This is a genomic window from Bradyrhizobium sp. 14AA (genome assembly GCF_054185205.1).
Genome location: NZ_JAVAYM010000016.1, coordinates 71840 through 88321, shown reverse-complemented (window position 1 = coordinate 88321; position 16482 = coordinate 71840). Strand labels below are relative to the sequence as shown.

The 16482-nt window shown below is 64.7% G+C and carries 16 protein-coding genes; 10 read left to right on the top strand and 6 right to left on the bottom strand.

Annotated elements, in window-relative coordinates; translation table 11 throughout:
- Window positions 1–164: 164 nt before the first annotated feature.
- Window positions 165–1715 carry an ABC transporter substrate-binding protein gene (locus RAD15_RS26370; protein ID WP_458181119.1) on the bottom strand — a complete coding sequence of 517 codons (1551 nt, stop codon included), beginning with the start codon at window positions 1713–1715 and terminating at the stop codon, window positions 165–167.
- A gap of 214 nt (window positions 1716–1929) precedes the next feature.
- Between RAD15_RS26370 and RAD15_RS26365 the strand changes: the two genes are divergently transcribed.
- From RAD15_RS26365 to RAD15_RS26355, 3 genes are all read left to right on the top strand, one after another.
- On the top strand, window positions 1930–2562 hold the full coding sequence (locus RAD15_RS26365) for a TetR/AcrR family transcriptional regulator (RefSeq protein WP_458181118.1): 633 nt from the start codon (window positions 1930–1932) through the stop codon (window positions 2560–2562).
- A 285-nt stretch (window positions 2563–2847) separates the two neighbouring features.
- Window positions 2848–3510 (top strand): DUF3313 domain-containing protein, encoded by a 663-nt coding sequence (locus tag RAD15_RS26360; protein ID WP_458181117.1) that lies wholly within the window; start codon window positions 2848–2850, stop codon window positions 3508–3510.
- Window positions 3511–3541: 31 nt separating this feature from the next.
- Window positions 3542–4111 (top strand): DUF2147 domain-containing protein, encoded by a 570-nt coding sequence (locus RAD15_RS26355; RefSeq protein WP_458181116.1) that lies wholly within the window; start codon window positions 3542–3544, stop codon window positions 4109–4111.
- Window positions 4112–4121: 10 nt separating this feature from the next.
- On the opposite strand, the gene RAD15_RS26350 is transcribed toward RAD15_RS26355, so the two are convergent.
- Window positions 4122–4433, bottom strand: a complete 312-nt coding sequence (locus RAD15_RS26350; RefSeq protein ID WP_458181115.1) for a hypothetical protein — start codon at window positions 4431–4433, stop codon at window positions 4122–4124.
- 182 nt (window positions 4434–4615) lie between these two features.
- Between RAD15_RS26350 and irr the strand changes: the two genes are divergently transcribed.
- Together irr and RAD15_RS26340 are read left to right on the top strand one after the other, a co-directional pair.
- Window positions 4616–5104, top strand: coding sequence for a Fur family transcriptional regulator Irr (gene irr / locus RAD15_RS26345; protein ID WP_458181114.1), 489 nt, complete (start codon window positions 4616–4618; stop codon window positions 5102–5104).
- A gap of 56 nt (window positions 5105–5160) precedes the next feature.
- Window positions 5161–6000, top strand: a complete 840-nt coding sequence (locus tag RAD15_RS26340) for an alpha/beta fold hydrolase (RefSeq protein WP_458181113.1) — start codon at window positions 5161–5163, stop codon at window positions 5998–6000.
- A gap of 10 nt (window positions 6001–6010) precedes the next feature.
- Here the strand turns inward: RAD15_RS26340 and RAD15_RS26335 are convergent, their stop codons facing one another.
- Window positions 6011–7561: a winged helix-turn-helix domain-containing protein gene (locus RAD15_RS26335; RefSeq protein ID WP_458181112.1), complete on the bottom strand. Its 1551-nt coding sequence runs from the start codon at window positions 7559–7561 to the stop codon at window positions 6011–6013.
- 133 nt (window positions 7562–7694) lie between these two features.
- On the opposite strand from RAD15_RS26335, the gene mddA reads away from it, so the two are divergent.
- Both mddA and RAD15_RS26325 read left to right on the top strand, forming a co-directional pair.
- Window positions 7695–8483 (top strand): methanethiol S-methyltransferase, encoded by a 789-nt coding sequence (mddA, locus tag RAD15_RS26330; protein ID WP_458181111.1) that lies wholly within the window; start codon window positions 7695–7697, stop codon window positions 8481–8483.
- A 205-nt stretch (window positions 8484–8688) separates the two neighbouring features.
- Complete coding sequence (locus RAD15_RS26325) at window positions 8689–9111, top strand: GFA family protein (protein ID WP_458181110.1); 423 nt, start codon at window positions 8689–8691, stop codon at window positions 9109–9111.
- 50 nt (window positions 9112–9161) lie between these two features.
- Here the strand turns inward: RAD15_RS26325 and RAD15_RS26320 are convergent, their stop codons facing one another.
- On the bottom strand, window positions 9162–10721 hold the full coding sequence (locus tag RAD15_RS26320) for a winged helix-turn-helix domain-containing tetratricopeptide repeat protein (RefSeq protein WP_458181109.1): 1560 nt from the start codon (window positions 10719–10721) through the stop codon (window positions 9162–9164).
- 502 nt (window positions 10722–11223) lie between these two features.
- Here RAD15_RS26320 and pcaB point away from each other — a divergent pair.
- Both pcaB and RAD15_RS26310 read left to right on the top strand, forming a co-directional pair.
- Entirely contained in the window at window positions 11224–12585 is a 1362-nt protein-coding gene (gene pcaB / locus RAD15_RS26315; RefSeq protein ID WP_458181108.1) for a 3-carboxy-cis,cis-muconate cycloisomerase, read from the top strand.
- Window positions 12586–12698: 113 nt separating this feature from the next.
- Window positions 12699–13955 (top strand): aminopeptidase, encoded by a 1257-nt coding sequence (locus RAD15_RS26310; protein ID WP_458181107.1) that lies wholly within the window; start codon window positions 12699–12701, stop codon window positions 13953–13955.
- Between the two features lie 132 nt (window positions 13956–14087).
- On the opposite strand, the gene RAD15_RS26305 is transcribed toward RAD15_RS26310, so the two are convergent.
- Window positions 14088–14651, bottom strand: a complete 564-nt coding sequence (locus RAD15_RS26305) for a hypothetical protein (RefSeq protein WP_458181106.1) — start codon at window positions 14649–14651, stop codon at window positions 14088–14090.
- A gap of 236 nt (window positions 14652–14887) precedes the next feature.
- Between RAD15_RS26305 and RAD15_RS26300 the strand changes: the two genes are divergently transcribed.
- The gene (locus RAD15_RS26300) at window positions 14888–15343 is read left to right on the top strand and encodes a cupin domain-containing protein (protein WP_458181105.1); all 456 of its coding nucleotides are present in this window, start codon (window positions 14888–14890) and stop codon (window positions 15341–15343) included.
- 71 nt (window positions 15344–15414) lie between these two features.
- Here RAD15_RS26300 and RAD15_RS26295 read toward each other — a convergent pair whose 3' ends face one another.
- Entirely contained in the window at window positions 15415–16467 is a 1053-nt protein-coding gene (locus RAD15_RS26295) for an amidohydrolase family protein (RefSeq protein WP_458181104.1), read from the bottom strand.
- Window positions 16468–16482: the final 15 nt, after the last annotated feature.

Below are 16482 nucleotides of genomic sequence, written 5' to 3'. Positions count from 1 at the left end.
ACAGCGGCGGTTCGCCCCCTCTCCCGCTTGCGGGGGAGGGCTGGGGTTGGGGTATCTCCGCAGAGAAAGTCCCGAGTGGAGAGAGCCCTCACCCGCTACGCGCTTCGCGCGTAACGACCTCTCCCGCAAGCGGGAGAGGTAAGGGGAGTTCGGAGCGGGCATCATCACTTGTCGAGCCATGCGTCCTTGAAGCCGTCATTGACGCCGATCCCCGTGGTGATCAGGTTCTTGACCTTGCAGCGCATGATGGTCGGGAATTGCAGCTCGAGCATCCAGGCCACCGGCACGTCCTCGACCAGGATCTTCTGCGCCTTCTCGTAGATCTCCTTGCGCTTGGAGTCCGGCGTTGCGACCGCGCCGTCGGCGAACAGCTTGTCGATCTCCGGGTTGGAGTAGCCCTCGACGTTGTTGAAGACCTGGCCCTTGGCAATGGCGCTGGAGACGTAGTTGCGCCCCACCCCGAGCGCGGGATCGCCGTACTGGTAGAGATAGGTGAAGGCGATGTCGTAATCCCAGTCGCCGATCTTCTGGTTGCCGCCGGCGACGTCGGTGGCGATCGTCTCGATGGTCATGCCGACGTCCTGGAGGTTCTGCTTCACCGCTTCACCCCAGCGCTGCCAGGTCTCGCCATAGGCGAGCGGCAGCAGGCGGATCTTCTCGCCCTTGTAGCCGGCTTCCTTCAGCAGCGCCTTGGCCTTGGCCGGATCGTAAGGGTATTTCGGCACGTCGTCGGTGTAATATTTGATGGTCGAGGCCGACGGGCCGGTCGCGACCTTGCCGAGCCCGTTCCAGATCACGTCCTTGGCGAAGTCGCGGTCGATCGCATACATCACCGCCTGCCGCACCCGCTTGTCGGCGAGCGGGCCCTGGCGGTTGTTCAGCCACAGCCAGGCCAGCGGCGAGAAGAACTCCCAGCCGGTGCCGGTGACGCAGGTGTCCTTCAGCTTGGACAGCCGCGGCACGTCGAAATTCTCGACCGAGCCGCCGGGCAGCACGTCGACCTTGCCGGTCTCATAGGCCACCGAGCGCGCGGCGGCGTCGGGAATGATCTGCCAGTAGATCTCGTCGAGATAGGGTTTGCCCTTCTCGTAATAATTGGGGTTCTTGACCAGGCGGATAAAGGAACCCTTCTGCCATTCCTTGAACATGAAGGGGCCTGTGCCGACCGGCGCGTTGTTGTAGGGATTGGTCTTCCAGTCGGTGCCTTCGTAGAGATGCTTCGGCACCATCGGCATCGAGCCGACCTCGAAGATGCCGAGGAACGGGCCGAACGGCTGCTTCAGCGTGAAGACGACGGTGTAATCGTCGGGCGCCTCGACCTTGTCGACCTGCGCGAGGTTGTTACGGGCGCGCGCATGCGTCTGCTTCAGCATATCGATCGAAAACAGCACGTCGGCGGCAGTGAAGGGCTTGCCGTCATGCCATGTCACGCCCTTCCTGAGCTTGAAGGTGTAGGTCTTGGCGTCCTCGCTGACGCTCCAGCTCTCGGCGAGCTCCGGCTGCGGCTCAAGCTTGGGGCTGTAGCGCAGCAGACCTTCGAAAATGTTGCCCGACACCATCTGCACCGGGCCGTTCTGGACCATCGCCAGCATCAGGCCGGGCGGCTCGGGCTGGATCACGGCATTGATCGCGCCCCCCATCTTCGGCTCTTGCGCCAGCGCCGGGGCGGTGAGGCCGCAAGCCAGGAGGAGACCAAGCAACACTCGTTTTGGCATGTCGTATCTTTCTCAAGCGAGACCAGCCGTCAACGCTTCGCACGTCATGGCGCGCAAAGCTACGGCCGGCCCATCCCAGTCCCCATCCGATATCGAGGCTCACATAGTCTCATTCGGCGCCGCAAGATGAAAGTCTCGACAGTGTCAGCACAAAAAATGTACAGCGCGTCCTGTTTTCACTTGATTCATGATCTTGTCACGGAGACAAGTCGGCATGGACAACGCCACACGCTCCGAACGGTCCCGCAACGCTGCGCTCGAGGCGGCCATCGCGATCATTGCGCGCGATGGACCGGGACGGTTGACGCTGGATGCGATCGCGCGCGAGAGCGGCCTCAGCAAGGGCGGCGTGATGCATCAGTTCCGCACCAAGGAAGCGGTGCTGAAGGCGCTGCTCGAGCGGCAGATGACGCATTTCGAGGAGTTCTCCACCCGCACCATGGCGAAGGTGCGCGAGACCTCCGCCAATCCCAATCTGGCGACCCAGCTCGCCACCGTGCGTGAAGCGGCGCTCTCGCCGAATTCCGCCGCGCTGGCACTGGTTGCGGCCATGGTCGAGAATCCTCGCCTGATGGCGCTGCCGCGTGAGCGCGAGATGGAGCGGATGGCCGCGATCAGGGAAGAATCCGCCGATCCGGATCTGGCGATGCTGCGCTGGGCCGGCGCGATGGGGCTGCTGCTGAGCTCGTTGTTCGGCATGTCGCCACTCAGCAAGGACGAGCACCAGCGGCTGTTCGCTCGCCTGCTCGATGACGCGCAATGGACCGGTCTCGCCCGGCCCGCCACAACGCGTGTCACCAAATCCGGAGCGGCAAAGCCGGCGAGCCCGCGCAAGAAGCGCGCCTGATTCATCGTTAACAAAATCCATCCGTTAACTGCACAATGCCGCGCCTGCGGCCAAATGTGTCAGGGTACCGTTTTGCGACTTTACAAACCAACTAGTCGGTTTTATAAATGGAAACACTGAGACGGCCCGAGGCTTCCGAATTGGCCCCGGACGAAGCCTTGGGACGGCAATGGTGAGTGTCGCAGCCGCGTGTGGTCCCGTACGCGGCTGCGGTTCCCATCGCCTTTTCCCCAACAGGCCTTTGCTGAAAACGGCCTTTCCTAGGAATCGCTAGAGGAGTCTGGAATGGATCGCTCGATCGCCCTGCGCGGTCTGGGAACGCTGGTGCTTTGCGTCGCCGCGGCCGGCTGCGCCTCGGTCGCCCCCGTGCCCTATTCGGAGATGGCGTCCTCGGCCTACATGGCCCCGGACAAGTCGGACGCCTCCGGCCGCGTGCCTTACCGCTATTCCACGCAGGTCGACTGGCGCGCCTATAACAAGGTGATCCTCGATCCCGTCGTGGTCTATCGCGGGAGGGATCACCAGTTCGGCGACATGTCCGACAAGGACAAGGCGACGCTCGCCGCCTACATGCAGAATCGTTTCGCCGACCGGCTGCGCGGCCGCTTCGCGCTGGTGCGCGAGCGCGGGCCGAACACGCTGCGGATCAGGCTGACGCTGACCGGCGCCGTCACCAACACGCCGGTGCTCGGCACGCTCTCGCGTTTCGACATGGCTGGCGCGGTCTACAACGGCGTGCAGGCGGCACGCGACGGCGAGGGCATGTTGACGGGCTCGGTCATCTACGGCGTCGAGATCTTCGACGCCGGGACCGCGCGGCTGCTCTCCGCCTACGTCACCAAGCAATACCCAGGGGCCTACGACATCAAGGCCAGCGTCGGCGCGCTCGCGGCCGCCACTGCCGGCCTCGACAAGGGCGCCGACGCGCTGATGGCGCAACTTAACTGACGCCGCGACCATCCAACGAAAGGTGTTGCCGATGAACTTCTTCCTTCGCTTCGTGCTGCGTATCGCGATCACGATCGTGATGATGGCATTTGGCGGCCGCGCGGGGGCCGCCACGTCCGCCGATCCCACCGGCACCTGGTTGGTCGAGGACGGCCGTGCCCGCATCCGGCTCGAGCGCTGCGGGCCGTCGCGTGACCGCATCTGCGGTTTCATCGTCTGGATGAAGGAGCCCGCTGACAAGCGCGGCCAGCCCTATCGCGACAGCCAGAATCCGGACCCCGACAAGCGCGCCCGTGTGCTGCTCGGCCACCAGCTCATCATGGGCCTGCAGGCGACGCCGGAGGGACGGTTCGCGGGCGAGATCTACAATGCCGAGGACGGCAAGTCCTACTCGGTCTCGCTCTGGCGCGACTCCTCCGACCGCCTCAAGCTGAAGGGATGCCTGCTCAAGTTCCTGTGCCAGACCCAGAACTGGCAGCAGACCCTCGACGTCCAGCCCGGCCAGCTCGTCGGCCTCACCGGCGATCTCAACGGCCCTCGCGCCGACAAGGAATGGGCGCAAGTGCCGGCCCCGAAGCCGATCCCCGCGAAAGCAAAGTAGCGGTTCGCGTTCACGAGGTCCCGAGTGCCCGTTGCAGCTCGGCAAGCGCGTCTGCGAGTTGCTCGCGATGAGCAATATCGTCCTTCGGGAAGGCCGCGACGCTCGCTGCGAGCTCACGCAGGATACCGGCGAGCAGGCCGAAGTTGATGTGCAGATGCACCGATTTGCGTTCGTCGGCAGCGCCCGGATGTTGCAGCACCAGCGCCAGGCCGCTGCCGTCGAGGCGCGCCTCGAACCGGGATGAATGCTCGAAGGTGCCGACATAGAACTTGTCGGGATATTCGAGCGCGATCTCTGCTTTGTCGGGAACCGGCCTGGACATGTGAGCCTCATCGATACCGGGACATTCTGGCCGGGAATAAAGCTGGCCGTCTTGCGATAGGTCAGAGGCGGGCCCGGCTCAAATTTGATCCGGATCAAAGCCAAGTCGCCGCTTCTGCGATCGAATAGCAACTGGCGGGACACGTCATTGCGCGTCCTGGTCCTCGAGCCGTGGGACGATCGATGGACATCCAGGCCGCGAATATCCATGCAGGCGACGACAGCGGCCCTGACGTCGCCGGCTTCGATCCGCTCGCGGATGAGGGCGTGCAGCGCTGCCTTCAATTGCTGAACGACGCCGGCCTCCGCCCGACGCGCCAGCGCCTGGCGCTCGGCCAATTGCTGTTCCTGAGCGGCCATCGTCACGTCACCGCCGAGAGTCTCCATGGCGAGGCGATGGCGGCGAATGCGTACCTATCGCTCGCGACCGTCTACAACACGCTGAACCAGTTCACCGAGGCCGGCCTGTTGCGCCGGATCGCCGCCGACGGCATCAAGTCGTTCTTCGACACCGACACATCCGTGCATCCGCACTTCTACCTCGAAGGCGAGGATGTGCTGGTCGACGTCGCCGACGGCCTCGCCTTCACCAAGGTGCCCGAGGCGCTTCCCGGTCACGAGATCGCGCGGCTCGACGTCATCGTCCATCTGCGCCGGAAGCGAGCGACGTAGCGCTGCCGCGCAAGGCGTGCCAGACTGGCTTCCGATCGATTGCGAGATCGGTATTCATGACGGACCAGCCCTTTCCAGACCTGAACTTGCGCCCTTTGCACATGCAGCTCGGCGCGCAGACTATTGCGGGGTTCGAAAGCACGGGCGAGGGGAGACCAATTCTCCTCGTCCACGGCAATTCCGCCTCCTCGCGCATCTGGCAGAAGCAGTTGCAGGGGCCGCTCGGCGGCAAGTATCGCATCGTCGCGATCGACCTGCCCGGGCACGGCGCCTCCTCGCCCCCGCCGAATCCGGCAAGCGATTATTCCGGCCGCGGCTATGCTGCGGCCATCGCGGCGGTGGCGCGCGAACTCAATCTCAGGAATGCCGTCGTCGTCGGCTGGAGCCTCGGCGGCCACGCCGTGCTCAATGCCGCGGCATTATTGCCCATGGCCGCCGGACTGATGATCTTCGGCACGCCGCCGGTCGGCAGCGGCCCTGCGGGCTTTGCCGGTTTCAAGAATTTGTCACCCACGGCCTTCACGGCCTCGCCGACCGAGGCGCAGATCGAGGAATGGGTGCACACGGCTTTCGCGCCCGGCTATACGCCGGTCCCCGATTTCGTGGTTGAGGATTTTCACAGGACCGACGGCAATGCCCGCGCCTGTCTCGGCGTCGTCGCGCAGGCAGGCGGGCTCGCCGACGAAGTCGAGATCGTGCGCAATCTGAAGATTCCGCTCGCGATCGTGCAGGGCGGCGAGGAGCAGATCGTCGATCTCGGCTATCTCCAGCGCCTGGCCGCCCCGACCCTGTGGCGCGGTGCGGTTCAGGTCGTCGCCGGTGCCGGCCATTCCACGCAATGGGAGAAGGCGGATGCCTTCAACGAGCTGCTCGACGCGTTTGCGTCGCATATCTGATCGCACCCGCTCACCTCAGTCCCGCCCGCCGGAATCCCTCCAGATAGTGCTCGCGATCGGCCTCGTTGGCCCACGGCAATTGCGTCGCGATCCAGCGCAACGAGATGTTGGGCTGGGTGCGGCGGAGCTCGCCCAGCGCCCTCTCCGCAAGCATCCCGTCGCCGGTCATGCCGGCGGCGACGGCGAGAACGCGGTAGGCGCCGGTCAGGTCGCCGCGGTGCCGGATCGCCTCGCGTGCGAGCGCGATGGCCTCGTCGTAGTGCCGTGTGGTGAAGCGCGCGTAGCCGGCGATGCCGTGATAGATCGCCAATGACGGATCGCGCGGCGAGAGCCGGATCGCCCTCTGCGCTGCCTCGAACGAATCCCTGGAACGTCCGGCATAGGACAGCGCCAGCGCGTAATAACCCTGCGCCAGCGAGAAATTCGGATTGAGCGCGAGCGCCTGCTCGAACTCCGACAGCGCGTCCGCAAGCCTGCGTGTCGAGAAGCAGACGCTGCCGAGCGCGGCATGTGCCCAGGCATCCTCATGGTCGCAGCGTACCGCCGCCAGCGCGGCGGCTTCCGCCGCCGGCGCCACCAGGGCGAGCTCGGCCCAGCCGAGATGCACGCCGAACATGTGGTTCGCCGCGAGCACCGACAGCGCCTGGCCGTAGTTCGGGTCGATCCCGATCGCGCGTTCGAGCAGCGCCCGTGCGGCTTCGTGATCCCGCTGCGTCACCCGCCAATAGTGCGACAGCGCCCGCATCAGGAGATCCCAGGCATCCAGGCTCGCAGGCGGCTTGCGATGAGCGCGAAAACTTTCCGCCGCGTGAATCTGCGGCTCGATCGCCGCGGCGATCGCGTTGGTGATCTCGTCCTGCACGGCGAAGACGTCGACCAGCTCGCGGTCATAGCGCTCGGCCCAGATATGGCTGCCCGACGTGGCGTCGTTGAGCTGCGCGGTGATGCGCACCCGGTTGTCCGCCTTGCGCACGCTGCCTTCGACGACGTAGCGGACGCCGAGTTCCTCCGCGATGTGCCTGATGTGGACCGCGCGTCCCTTGTAGGTGAAGGACGAGTTGCGGGCGATCACCATGAACCAGCGCTGCCGCGACAGCGCGGTGAGGATGTCCTCGCTGATCCCGTCGCCGAAATAGTCGTGGGCGGGATCGCCGCTCATGTTCTCGAAGGCGAGCACCGCGATCGCCGGGCGGTCCGCCGCCGCGCGCGGGGGCGCCGGCCTGGCTTCGGCCGGCACCGGGGATGCTGCCACTTCTTCCCGGGCTTCGCCGATGAAACGAAAGCCCTTGCGTGGAATGGTCTTGATCAGCCGCTGCGTCGCGCCGTCGTCGCCCAGCGCCTTGCGCGCGGCGTTGATCCGGCTGTTCAGGGCCGAATCAGAGACGATCCGGTCGCTCCAGATCTGGCTGATCAGGTCATCCTTGCTGACCACTCGGGCGCGTTGTGTGACCAGATAGAGCAAGAGATCGAACACCTGCGGCTGCAACGGCACGGCTGTCCCGCCGCAGGTCAGCTCCCGCAGGTCGCCGTCGAGTACGTTGTTTTCAAAGCGAAATCGCACGTTTCTGTCGTCTCAAGCAAAAATCAAAGTCGTCTCAGGCTAAAATCAACCGTCCGCCAAAGTCTGGGGACGTCCGATCCGGCATGGTGCGAAGACCAAACAGTGCCGATGCCTCGGCACAACGGAGCGTTCTATGACCCAAATTGATCACCAGGTTCATTCCATCAGCCCGGAGGTTGCGGGCTCACGCGTTTTCAAGTTCATCGCCTTTCTGTACGGAATTGCGGCATATCTCGTGTTTTTCGTCACCATTCTCTACGCCATCGGCTTCGTCATGGGGGTGATGGTGCCGAAGACCATCGACACCGGAGCCGAAGCGCCGGTCGTTCGCGCGGTCATCATCAATCTGCTGCTGATGTCGCTGTTCGCGGTTCAACACAGCGTGATGGCGCGCCAACAATTCAAGGCGTGGTGGACGCAGTTCGTCCCCAAGCCGGTCGAGCGCTCGACCTACGTGTTGTTCGCGAGCCTGTCATTGCTCCTCCTGTTCTGGCAGTGGCGTCCGCTGCCCGCGGTCATATGGGAGGTCGAGAACCCGGATCTTGCCGTGACGGTGGTCACGCTGTCCTTTGCGGGCTGGGTGCTGGTGTTCACCTCGACCTTCATCATCAACCATTTCGAGTTGTTCGGCCTGCATCAAGTGACCAATCATCTCGTCGGCAAGGAGGCCGCGCCACCGCGCTTCAAGACGCCGCTGCTCTACAAGTTCGTCCGTCATCCGATCTATCTCGGTTTCATCATCGCGTTCTGGGCGGCCCCGACCATGACGGCGGGACATCTGCTGTTCGCGGCCGTGACCACGCTCTATATCTTCGTCGGCATCGCGCTGGAGGAGCATGACCTCATCGCTCTCTTCGGCGACGAGTACCGGCAGTACAAACAACGGGTGTCGATGCTTATTCCCTGGCGCAGATCGGTATAGTCTCCGCGTCGTTCCGTCGCGTCCCTCGAAAGGAGGACGCAGGACGGCGCCGGGCCGGGTAACGCAAGAGCCTCGCACGCGCGCGTCCCCTCAACGTCCCCGGGGTGATTCCCCTCACCCCGACGTCTCTCCCCGCATCCGTCTTCACGGGATTTCGTGAACAGGAGCGGGGAGAGGATTTCCCCTTCATCAACGGAGACGATCTATGAAACATGTCGGAAACTGCTTTTGCGGCGCCGTCACGGTCGAAGTCACGGGCGCGCCGGAGGCGATGGGCTATTGCCATTGCCGTTCCTGTCGTTCGTGGTCGGGCGGTCCGGTGAACGCCTTCAGCCTGTGGAAGCCCGAAGCCGTGCGCATCACCGAAGGCGCCCAGAACGTCGAGACGTTTGCCAAGACACCGCTCAGCCAGCGCAAATATTGCAGGAAGTGCGGCGGCCATCTCATGACGAACCACCCGCCGCTCGGCCTGGTCGACGTCTTCACGGCCACCATCCCGACGCTCGCATTCGCGCCGGGCGTCCACGTCAACTATTCCGAGACGGTGCTGCCGATGCGCGACGGTCTGCCGAAGCTGAAGGATTTTCCGGCCGAGTTCGGCGGCAGCGGCGAGATGATGCAGGAGTAGCTTGTCTTCCCTTCCCCTTGTGGGGGTGGGGGCATGGCCGCTGTGACTCGCTACCTCATCCCCGCGCGCCGCAAGCCTTCGAGGTAATGCGCGCGGTCCTCCTCGCGCAGCATCGGCAACTCGCTTGTGATCCAGGCGAGCGAGATGCCGGGCTGGGCGCGGCGCAGGGCTTCCAGCGCCGACGTCGAGAGCGCGAGATCCCCTGACATGCCGGCGGCGGCCGTCAGCACGCGGTGCGCGCCGACGAAGTCCGCGCGCTGTCGCATCGATTCCCGCGCCATCTGCACGGCGCCCTGGTAGTCGCGGCCGATGAAGCGGGCATAGGCGGCAACACCGCAATAGATCGCGGCGAGCGGATCGCGCGGACTCAGCCGCAGCGCCCGGCGCGCAGCGGCGTCGCCGTCCTGCCATCGTCCCGCGTAGCACAGCGTGACGCCGTAGAAGGCGTGCGCCATCGCAAAATTCGGATTGAGACTCAGCGCCAGCTCGAACTCCGCCAGCGCGTCGTCGAAGCGACGGCGGAACAGATAGGTATAAGCGAGGCCGTGATGAGCCCAGGCGTCGTCGCGATCGGCCTCGACCGCCGCGAGCGCCGCGCGTTCGGCGATCGGCACGGTCATGGCCATGTCGGCCCAGCCCATATGCGCACCGAAGATGTGGCTGGTCGCGAGCAGGCCCAGCGCCTTGCCATAGGCAGGATCGATCGTGACGGCCTTTCCGAGCAGTCCTTGCGCGGCGGCATTGTCCTCGCGGGTGATACGCCAGTAATGCGACAATGCGCGCATCACGAGGTCCCAGGCGTCCAGGCTGCCTGGCGGCTTCTGCTGGGCGCGGAAACTCTCCGCGGTATAGAGCTGCGGCTCGATCGCGGCGACGATCGCCTCGGTGATCTCGTCCTGCACGGCGAAGATGTCGGCAAGCTCCCGGTCGTATCGCTCGGCCCAGAGATGGCTGCCGGTCGAGACGTCGTTGAGCTGGGCCGAGATGCGCAGGCGCTCGCCGCTCCGCCGCACGCTGCCTTCGACCACATAGCGCACGCCGAGCTCGCGCGCGACCTCGTGGATGTGCACGGCGCGGCCCTTGTAGACAAAGGAGGAGTTGCGGGCGACGACGAAGAACCAGCGCAGCTTCGACAGCGCGGTGATGATGTCCTCGCTGATGCCGTCGGAGAAATAATCCTGCTCGCGGTCTCCGCTCATGTTGGTGAAGGGGAGCACGGCGATCGCGGGCCGGTCGGGCAGCGCGAGTTCGACCCGCAGGGCCCTCGCGCCGAGGCGCGGTTCCGGCTCGGTTGTGCCGAGCTTTGTCTCGACGTCGCCGACGAAGCGGAAGCCCTTGCGCGCGACGGTGCGGATCAGCGCCTGGCTCGCGCCGCTGTCGCCGATCGCCTTGCGCGCCGCATTGATCCGGCTGGTCAGGGTGGATTCGGAGACGCTGCGTCCATGCCAGATCTTGTCGATCAGCTCGTCCTTGCTGACCACCCGGTCGCGGTTTTGCATGAGGTGGACGACGAGATCGAAAACCTGCGGTTCCACGGAAACGGGAACCTGCTCGCGGCTCAGCTCGCGCCGGTCGGTATCGAGTAGGTGGTCCCGGAACATGAATTGCACGTCGAAAACTCAGGCCTCACGACGACATCAGGCAATGATGAAATCAAAATGGATTCCGACTTGAAGTCTGTGAGTCCGCCGAACGGTCAGCCCGGTTCACCACGATCGCGTGATGGCAGCCATGCGGATTTCGGTGAGGAATACAATTTGAGTGAGAATGCGGCCGTTTCGGTCAGATTGTCGCGAGCCAGGTTCTGAATCTGACGTCGCCGAGTGCCGCATCCATCACCGTCATCCCTGCGCAGCCGCGAAGCGGTTGTCGCTGGAGGTGCCGGAGCGTAGCGGAGGCCTCGAAAGATGGACGGCCCGGCTGCACCCTCGGCCGCTCATCCTTCGAGGCTCCGCGCCCGCTGCGTCGCATCGTGCGCCTCGCACCTCACTGTGACGGTGCGACGCGGTGGCGAAGCCGTCGAACGTGTGACGAACGATGAATGCTGATTGCTCCGTCAAGGAAGCTGCGTAAGCTGCCACCCATACAAGACACCAGCCACGAAGAAACGCCATGCCCGCCATTTCCGCCTCCACCACCGTGCTCGACTCCATGCTGTTTCGCGATGCCTTCGGCACGCCCGAGATGCGCGGGGTATTTTCCGACGTCGCGACGGTCGGCCGCTATGCCGAGGTCGAGGTGGCGCTGGCGAAGGCGGAGGCGACATGCGGCGTGATCCCGCGGGAAGCCGCCGACCAGATCACGGCGCGGACCGACGTCGCCGCGCTCGATTTCGATTTGCTGCGGCAGGAGACCGACATCGTCGGCTATCCGATCCTCCCTCTGGTGCACCAGATGGTGAAGCAATGCGGCGAGGCCGGCCGTTATGTGCATTGGGGCGCGACCACGCAGGACATCATGGACACCGCCGTGGTCCTGCAACTGCGCGCCGCGCTCGAGATCGTCGAGCGGGACATCGCCGAGCTGCGCAAGATCCTCGCCGTCCTGTCGAAGCGCCATCGCGACACGCCAATGGCGGGCCGCACCCACCTCCAGCAGGCGCTGCCGGTGACCTTCGGCTACAAGACCGCGATCTGGCTCGCGATGTTCGACCGCCACGCCGAGCGTCTCGAGCAATTGAAGCCGCGCGTCCTGGTCGGACAGTTCGCCGGCGCCGCCGGCACGCTGGCCTCGCTCGGCGACAAGGGTTTTGAGGTGCAGGAGGCGCTCTGCGCCGAGCTGAAGCTCGGCGTTCCCGCCTCGACCTGGCATGTCGCGCGCGACGGCTTTGCCGAGGCCGTGAACTTCCTCGCGCTCGTCACCGGCTCGCTCGGCAAGATCGCGCTCGACATCATGATCATGGCCTCGACCGAGTTCGCCGAGGTCTACGAGCCCTTCGTCAAGGGCCGCGGCGCCTCCTCGACCATGCCGCAGAAGCGCAACCCGATCTCGTCGGAACTGATGCTTGCGGCGTCCAAGGCGGTGCGCCAGCACGCCGGGCTGATGCTGGATGCCATGGTGCAGGATTTCGAGCGCGCCACCGGTCCCTGGCACGCCGAATGGATGGCGATCCCCGAAAGCTTCGTGCTCACCGCCGGCGCGCTGCACCAGGCGAAGTTCGCGCTCGCCGGCCTCATCGTGGACGAGGCGAAGATGAACGACAATCTCGCCATCAGCCGCGGCCTGATTGTGGCCGAAGCGGTCATGATGGGGCTCGCGCCGCAGATCGGGCGCCAGGAGGCGCATGACGTGGTCTATGACGCCTGCCGCCAGGCCAACGAGAAGGGAACGAGCCTTGCCGATGCGCTGTCCGCCGATCCCAGGATCGCGAGCCGGATCGACCGCACCACGATCGAGGCGCTCACCTCACCGAAAAATTACCTCGGCCTTGCTCCCGCCATGGTCGACCGGGTGCTGAAATCGGCAACGCGTTGAAAACCAAAATGCGTGAAACTGCGTATCTTTCATGTGTCGCAAGGCGCTCGCACACTTGTGTCTCGCGATGCTAGACTTAGATTGAACGATAGACTTTCGGCAGAGGGCCCGGCATGACCGATCAACGCATCACCTCCACTCCCATCGATCCCACGAAACTCGACCGGCTGGCCGAGGTGGCGGTGAAGGTGGGCCTGGGCTTGCGGCCGGGACAGGATCTGCTCTTGACGGCGCCTGCGATTGCGCTGCCGCTGGTGCGGCGGATCGCCGTGCATGCCTACAAGGCCGGCGCCGGCATCGTGACGCCGATCCTGTCGGACGAGGAGATGACGCTGGCGCGCTACCGCCACGGCCATGACGACAGTTTCGATCGTGCCGCCGGCTGGCTCTACGAGGGCATGGCCAAGGCGTTCTCGGACAACACCGCGCGGCTCGCCATCGTGGGCGACAATCCGATGCTGCTGTCGGGCGAAGATCCGTCCAAGGTCGCGCGCGCCAGCAAGGCCAATTCGATGGCCTATCAGCCGGCGCTGGAAAAGATCGTCAATTTCGACACCAACTGGAACATCATCGCCTATCCGAGCCCGTCCTGGGCGAAGCAGGTGTTTCCGAACGATCCGGAAGACGTCGCGATCGGCAAGCTCGCCGATGCGATCTTCGCGGCGTCGCGTGTCGACCGCGAGGATGCGATGGGCAACTGGGCGAGCCACAATGCGGTGCTGCGCGAGCGCACCAACTGGCTCAACGGCCAGCGCTTCCGCGCGCTGCAATATTCGGGGCCGGGCATCGACCTCACCATCGGGCTCGCCGACGGCCATGAATGGGAGGGCGGCGCCTCGCTGTCGAAAAACGGCATCAGCTGCAACGCCAACATCCCGACCGAAGAGGTCTTCACCACGCCGCATTGCCGGCGCGTCTACGGCCACGTCGTGAGCTCGAAGCCGCTGTCCTATCAGGGCACGCTGATCGACAACATCGCGGTGCGCTTCGAGGACGGCAAGATCGTGGACGCAAAGGCCTCGCGCGGCGCGGAAGTGCTGAACAAGGTGCTCGACACCGACGAAGGCGCGCGCCGGCTCGGCGAAGTCGCGCTGGTGCCGCATTCCTCGCCGATCTCGCAAAGCGGGCTGCTGTTCTACAACACGCTGTTCGACGAGAACGCGGCCTCGCACATCGCGCTCGGCCAGTGCTATTCGAAGTGCTTCGTCAACGGCGCCCAGCTCACGCCGCAGCAGATCGCCGCGCAAGGCGGCAACCAGAGCCTGATCCATATCGACTGGATGATCGGCTCGGCCGAAACCGACATCGACGGCATTTTGGCCGACGGCAGCAAGGTGCCGGTGTTCCGCAAGGGCGAGTGGGCGAAGTAGGCTCCCTCTATCCGTCATGCCCGGGCTTGTCCCGGGCATGGCCGGGACATAGGCGAGCGGAAGCGACGCCGTCCTTCGGACGGCTATGCCCGGCCATGAGGATCATGGAAGGCTCGAGTCAAAGCGCTGGTATCACGCGCGACTACGCCGCCGCGTTGCGCAGCATCGGGTTGTTGTCGACGCTGAAGCGGTTGAACAGCGTCGTGAATGGGCTGCCTCGGTGGCCCGCACGATGGCGTCGGAAGCCGCGACCGCTTCGTAGAGCGCGACGAGAGGATCACCTGCCTCCGGCAAGTCGAGCGCGCTGCGGATTTCCTCCCTGGCCTCGTTGACGTCGTCCTCGTCGTCGAGTGTCGCTTCAAGCGCATCCGCCGCGCGCCGCATCTCCGTGAGGTCACCGCCGGCGGAAAATTTGAGGATGTCGAGCCAGTAGGGGCGGGCGACGACGAGCTGGACGAATGCCTGGAAACTCTGCGCGATGATTCCGGCCCGGCCCTCGCATGACACGTAGAGCACATTCCGTGACGGCAGCAGCACGAACGCGCCGCCGGAGCTGTCGCTGCCGACCTGCCTGGGGCTTTCGACGCCGTCGATGGTGAACCAGGGTTCCTCGTCCGGGCCGAAGGAGACATCGAGGCTGCCGAGCCAGGCCACGACCTCGCTGTTGGCTGTCAGGACCTCGGGCGTGACGGGCATCGGCATGGCTCCTTTCAGGTAGCTTCGCGCATTTTGTCGCACCCCGGAAAAGTTGGGTTCATGTGCACGAATTTGCAGGAAAATCCCCGCGTTAGCCGCTTCGCAGCTGCAACTTACGGCTGATTGTCGAGGCCTGCGTAAGGAAGAATTAAAAGCCGGTCACTAGCGTTACGACATCATTGGAAACAATCCGGGCCCAACCCGGCCAAACCTATTTTATCCCCTTGAGGAAACAGATGTCGCGCGCATTGATTGAAGTCGGTAGTTGCAATGTGGATCTCGAACTGCGGCCGATCGAGCCGTCCTGGATCATCGAGGGCAATCCGGTATCGCGCTCGCACATCCTGTCCACCAGTGCCGACGGCACCGCCTCGACCATCATCTGGGCCTGCACCGAAGGGCGCTTCAACTGGTACTACGATATCGACGAGACGATCATGATCATGGAAGGGTCGATCGTGCTCGAAAGCGACGGCATGCCGCCGAAGCGCTACGGCCCCGGCGACGTCATTTTCTTCCGCGACGGCGCGCATGCCAAATGGCACGTCGAAGGCCACGTCAAGAAGATCGCGTTCTGCCGCAAGACCAATCCCGTGATGATCGGTTTCCTGATCCGCGTCGTCAACAAGCTCAAGAAGATATTCGCCTCCACCGGCGAGCGCCGTCCGGCCTCGCTGATGGGCGCCGGTTAACCTTTCAAGGACGCTTCCCAGCGACCACGACGGAAGAGGGGCCGGGGCCAACATCCCGGCCCCTCTTCGCGTCATGACGGCAAATCGAGCCGGTAGAATTCGGTCGCGGTCTGCGAGAACAGCGCCGTCTTCTCGGCTTCGCTCAGAGATGCGGCGATACGCTTGAAGGCGTTGAAGATCACCTGGTAGCTGCACTGGCCCTTGTCCGGCGGGAAATTGCTCTCGAACATCGCGCGCCTCACGCCGAACGCCTCGATGCAGGTCTCGACATAAGGCCGCCAGGCCGCGGCAAGCTCCTCGGACGAGGGCGGCCTCTGCCGCAAGTGAAAGTCGTAGCCGAGCAGGCACATTGCGAGCCCGCCGAGCTTCACCACCACGTTCTCGCATTTCGCGATCTCCTGGATCGAGGCGCGCCACTGCGGCAACACCTCTTCGCGCCGCCCGGCAAAGCGGCCGATTCCGGCCGGGCCGCCGCAATGGTCGAGCACGATCCTGGTGTCGGGGAAGGCGCGCGCCAGCTCGGTCAGCTCGCCGATCTGCGGATGGAACAGCCAGGCATCGAAGCTGAGGTTCAGCGGTGCCAGGCAGGCAAAGCCCTTGCGGAATGTCGGGTCCTGCAAAAGGCCCCTCGGCCTGTTCGCATACATGCCGGCGACGGCAGGATCTTCGTCCCAGGCCGAGGAATGCCTGATGCCGCGGAAGCGGCCATTGCCGGCCGAGATCTCGGCTTCCAGCACCGGCTTGGCCGCGTCGCCGAGCAGCAGATTGGCGTGGCTGACGATGCCGGCGCAGATCGCGGCCTTGCCGTAAGCACCGCTCGCGCTCATCGCGGCGACGCCGTTGGCGAACTCGACTTCGCCAACGGGCCGGAAGGCCTCGGGCCCGTGCGCGCGATACATCGAGCGGCAGTCGACATAGACCGTGGCGATGATGTTGTGGCCGGAGGCGATGTCGGCCGCCATCTCCTCGATCAGGTAGCGGTGTCCGCGATTCCAGAGATGGTGATGGGGATCGACGATCGGCCGCGAGGGATCGATGATCTCCTCCTGATGCAGCGCGAGCCAGTCCTCGCGCGGCTCGACGAATAGCCCGCTCGTGTTGGCGGGCAGACCGCTTGCAGCCATCGGCGTTCGCTCCCT

Bases quoted from the DNA above. Each gene is read 5' to 3' on its own strand.
- RAD15_RS26370 (WP_458181119.1), bottom strand. From the start codon at position 1,715: ATGCCAAAACGAGTGTTGCTTGGTCTCCTCCTGGCTTGCGGCCTCACC.
- RAD15_RS26365 (WP_458181118.1), top strand. From the start codon at position 1,930: ATGGACAACGCCACACGCTCCGAACGGTCCCGCAACGCTGCGCTCGAG.
- RAD15_RS26360 (WP_458181117.1), top strand. From the start codon at position 2,848: ATGGATCGCTCGATCGCCCTGCGCGGTCTGGGAACGCTGGTGCTTTGC.
- RAD15_RS26355 (WP_458181116.1), top strand. From the start codon at position 3,542: ATGAACTTCTTCCTTCGCTTCGTGCTGCGTATCGCGATCACGATCGTG.
- RAD15_RS26350 (WP_458181115.1), bottom strand. From the start codon at position 4,433: ATGTCCAGGCCGGTTCCCGACAAAGCAGAGATCGCGCTCGAATATCCC.
- irr (WP_458181114.1), top strand. From the start codon at position 4,616: ATGGACATCCAGGCCGCGAATATCCATGCAGGCGACGACAGCGGCCCT.
- RAD15_RS26340 (WP_458181113.1), top strand. From the start codon at position 5,161: ATGACGGACCAGCCCTTTCCAGACCTGAACTTGCGCCCTTTGCACATG.
- mddA (WP_458181111.1), top strand. From the start codon at position 7,695: ATGACCCAAATTGATCACCAGGTTCATTCCATCAGCCCGGAGGTTGCG.
- RAD15_RS26325 (WP_458181110.1), top strand. From the start codon at position 8,689: ATGAAACATGTCGGAAACTGCTTTTGCGGCGCCGTCACGGTCGAAGTC.
- pcaB (WP_458181108.1), top strand. From the start codon at position 11,224: ATGCCCGCCATTTCCGCCTCCACCACCGTGCTCGACTCCATGCTGTTT.
- RAD15_RS26310 (WP_458181107.1), top strand. From the start codon at position 12,699: ATGACCGATCAACGCATCACCTCCACTCCCATCGATCCCACGAAACTC.
- RAD15_RS26305 (WP_458181106.1), bottom strand. From the start codon at position 14,651: ATGCCCGTCACGCCCGAGGTCCTGACAGCCAACAGCGAGGTCGTGGCC.
- RAD15_RS26300 (WP_458181105.1), top strand. From the start codon at position 14,888: ATGTCGCGCGCATTGATTGAAGTCGGTAGTTGCAATGTGGATCTCGAA.
- RAD15_RS26295 (WP_458181104.1), bottom strand. From the start codon at position 16,467: ATGGCTGCAAGCGGTCTGCCCGCCAACACGAGCGGGCTATTCGTCGAG.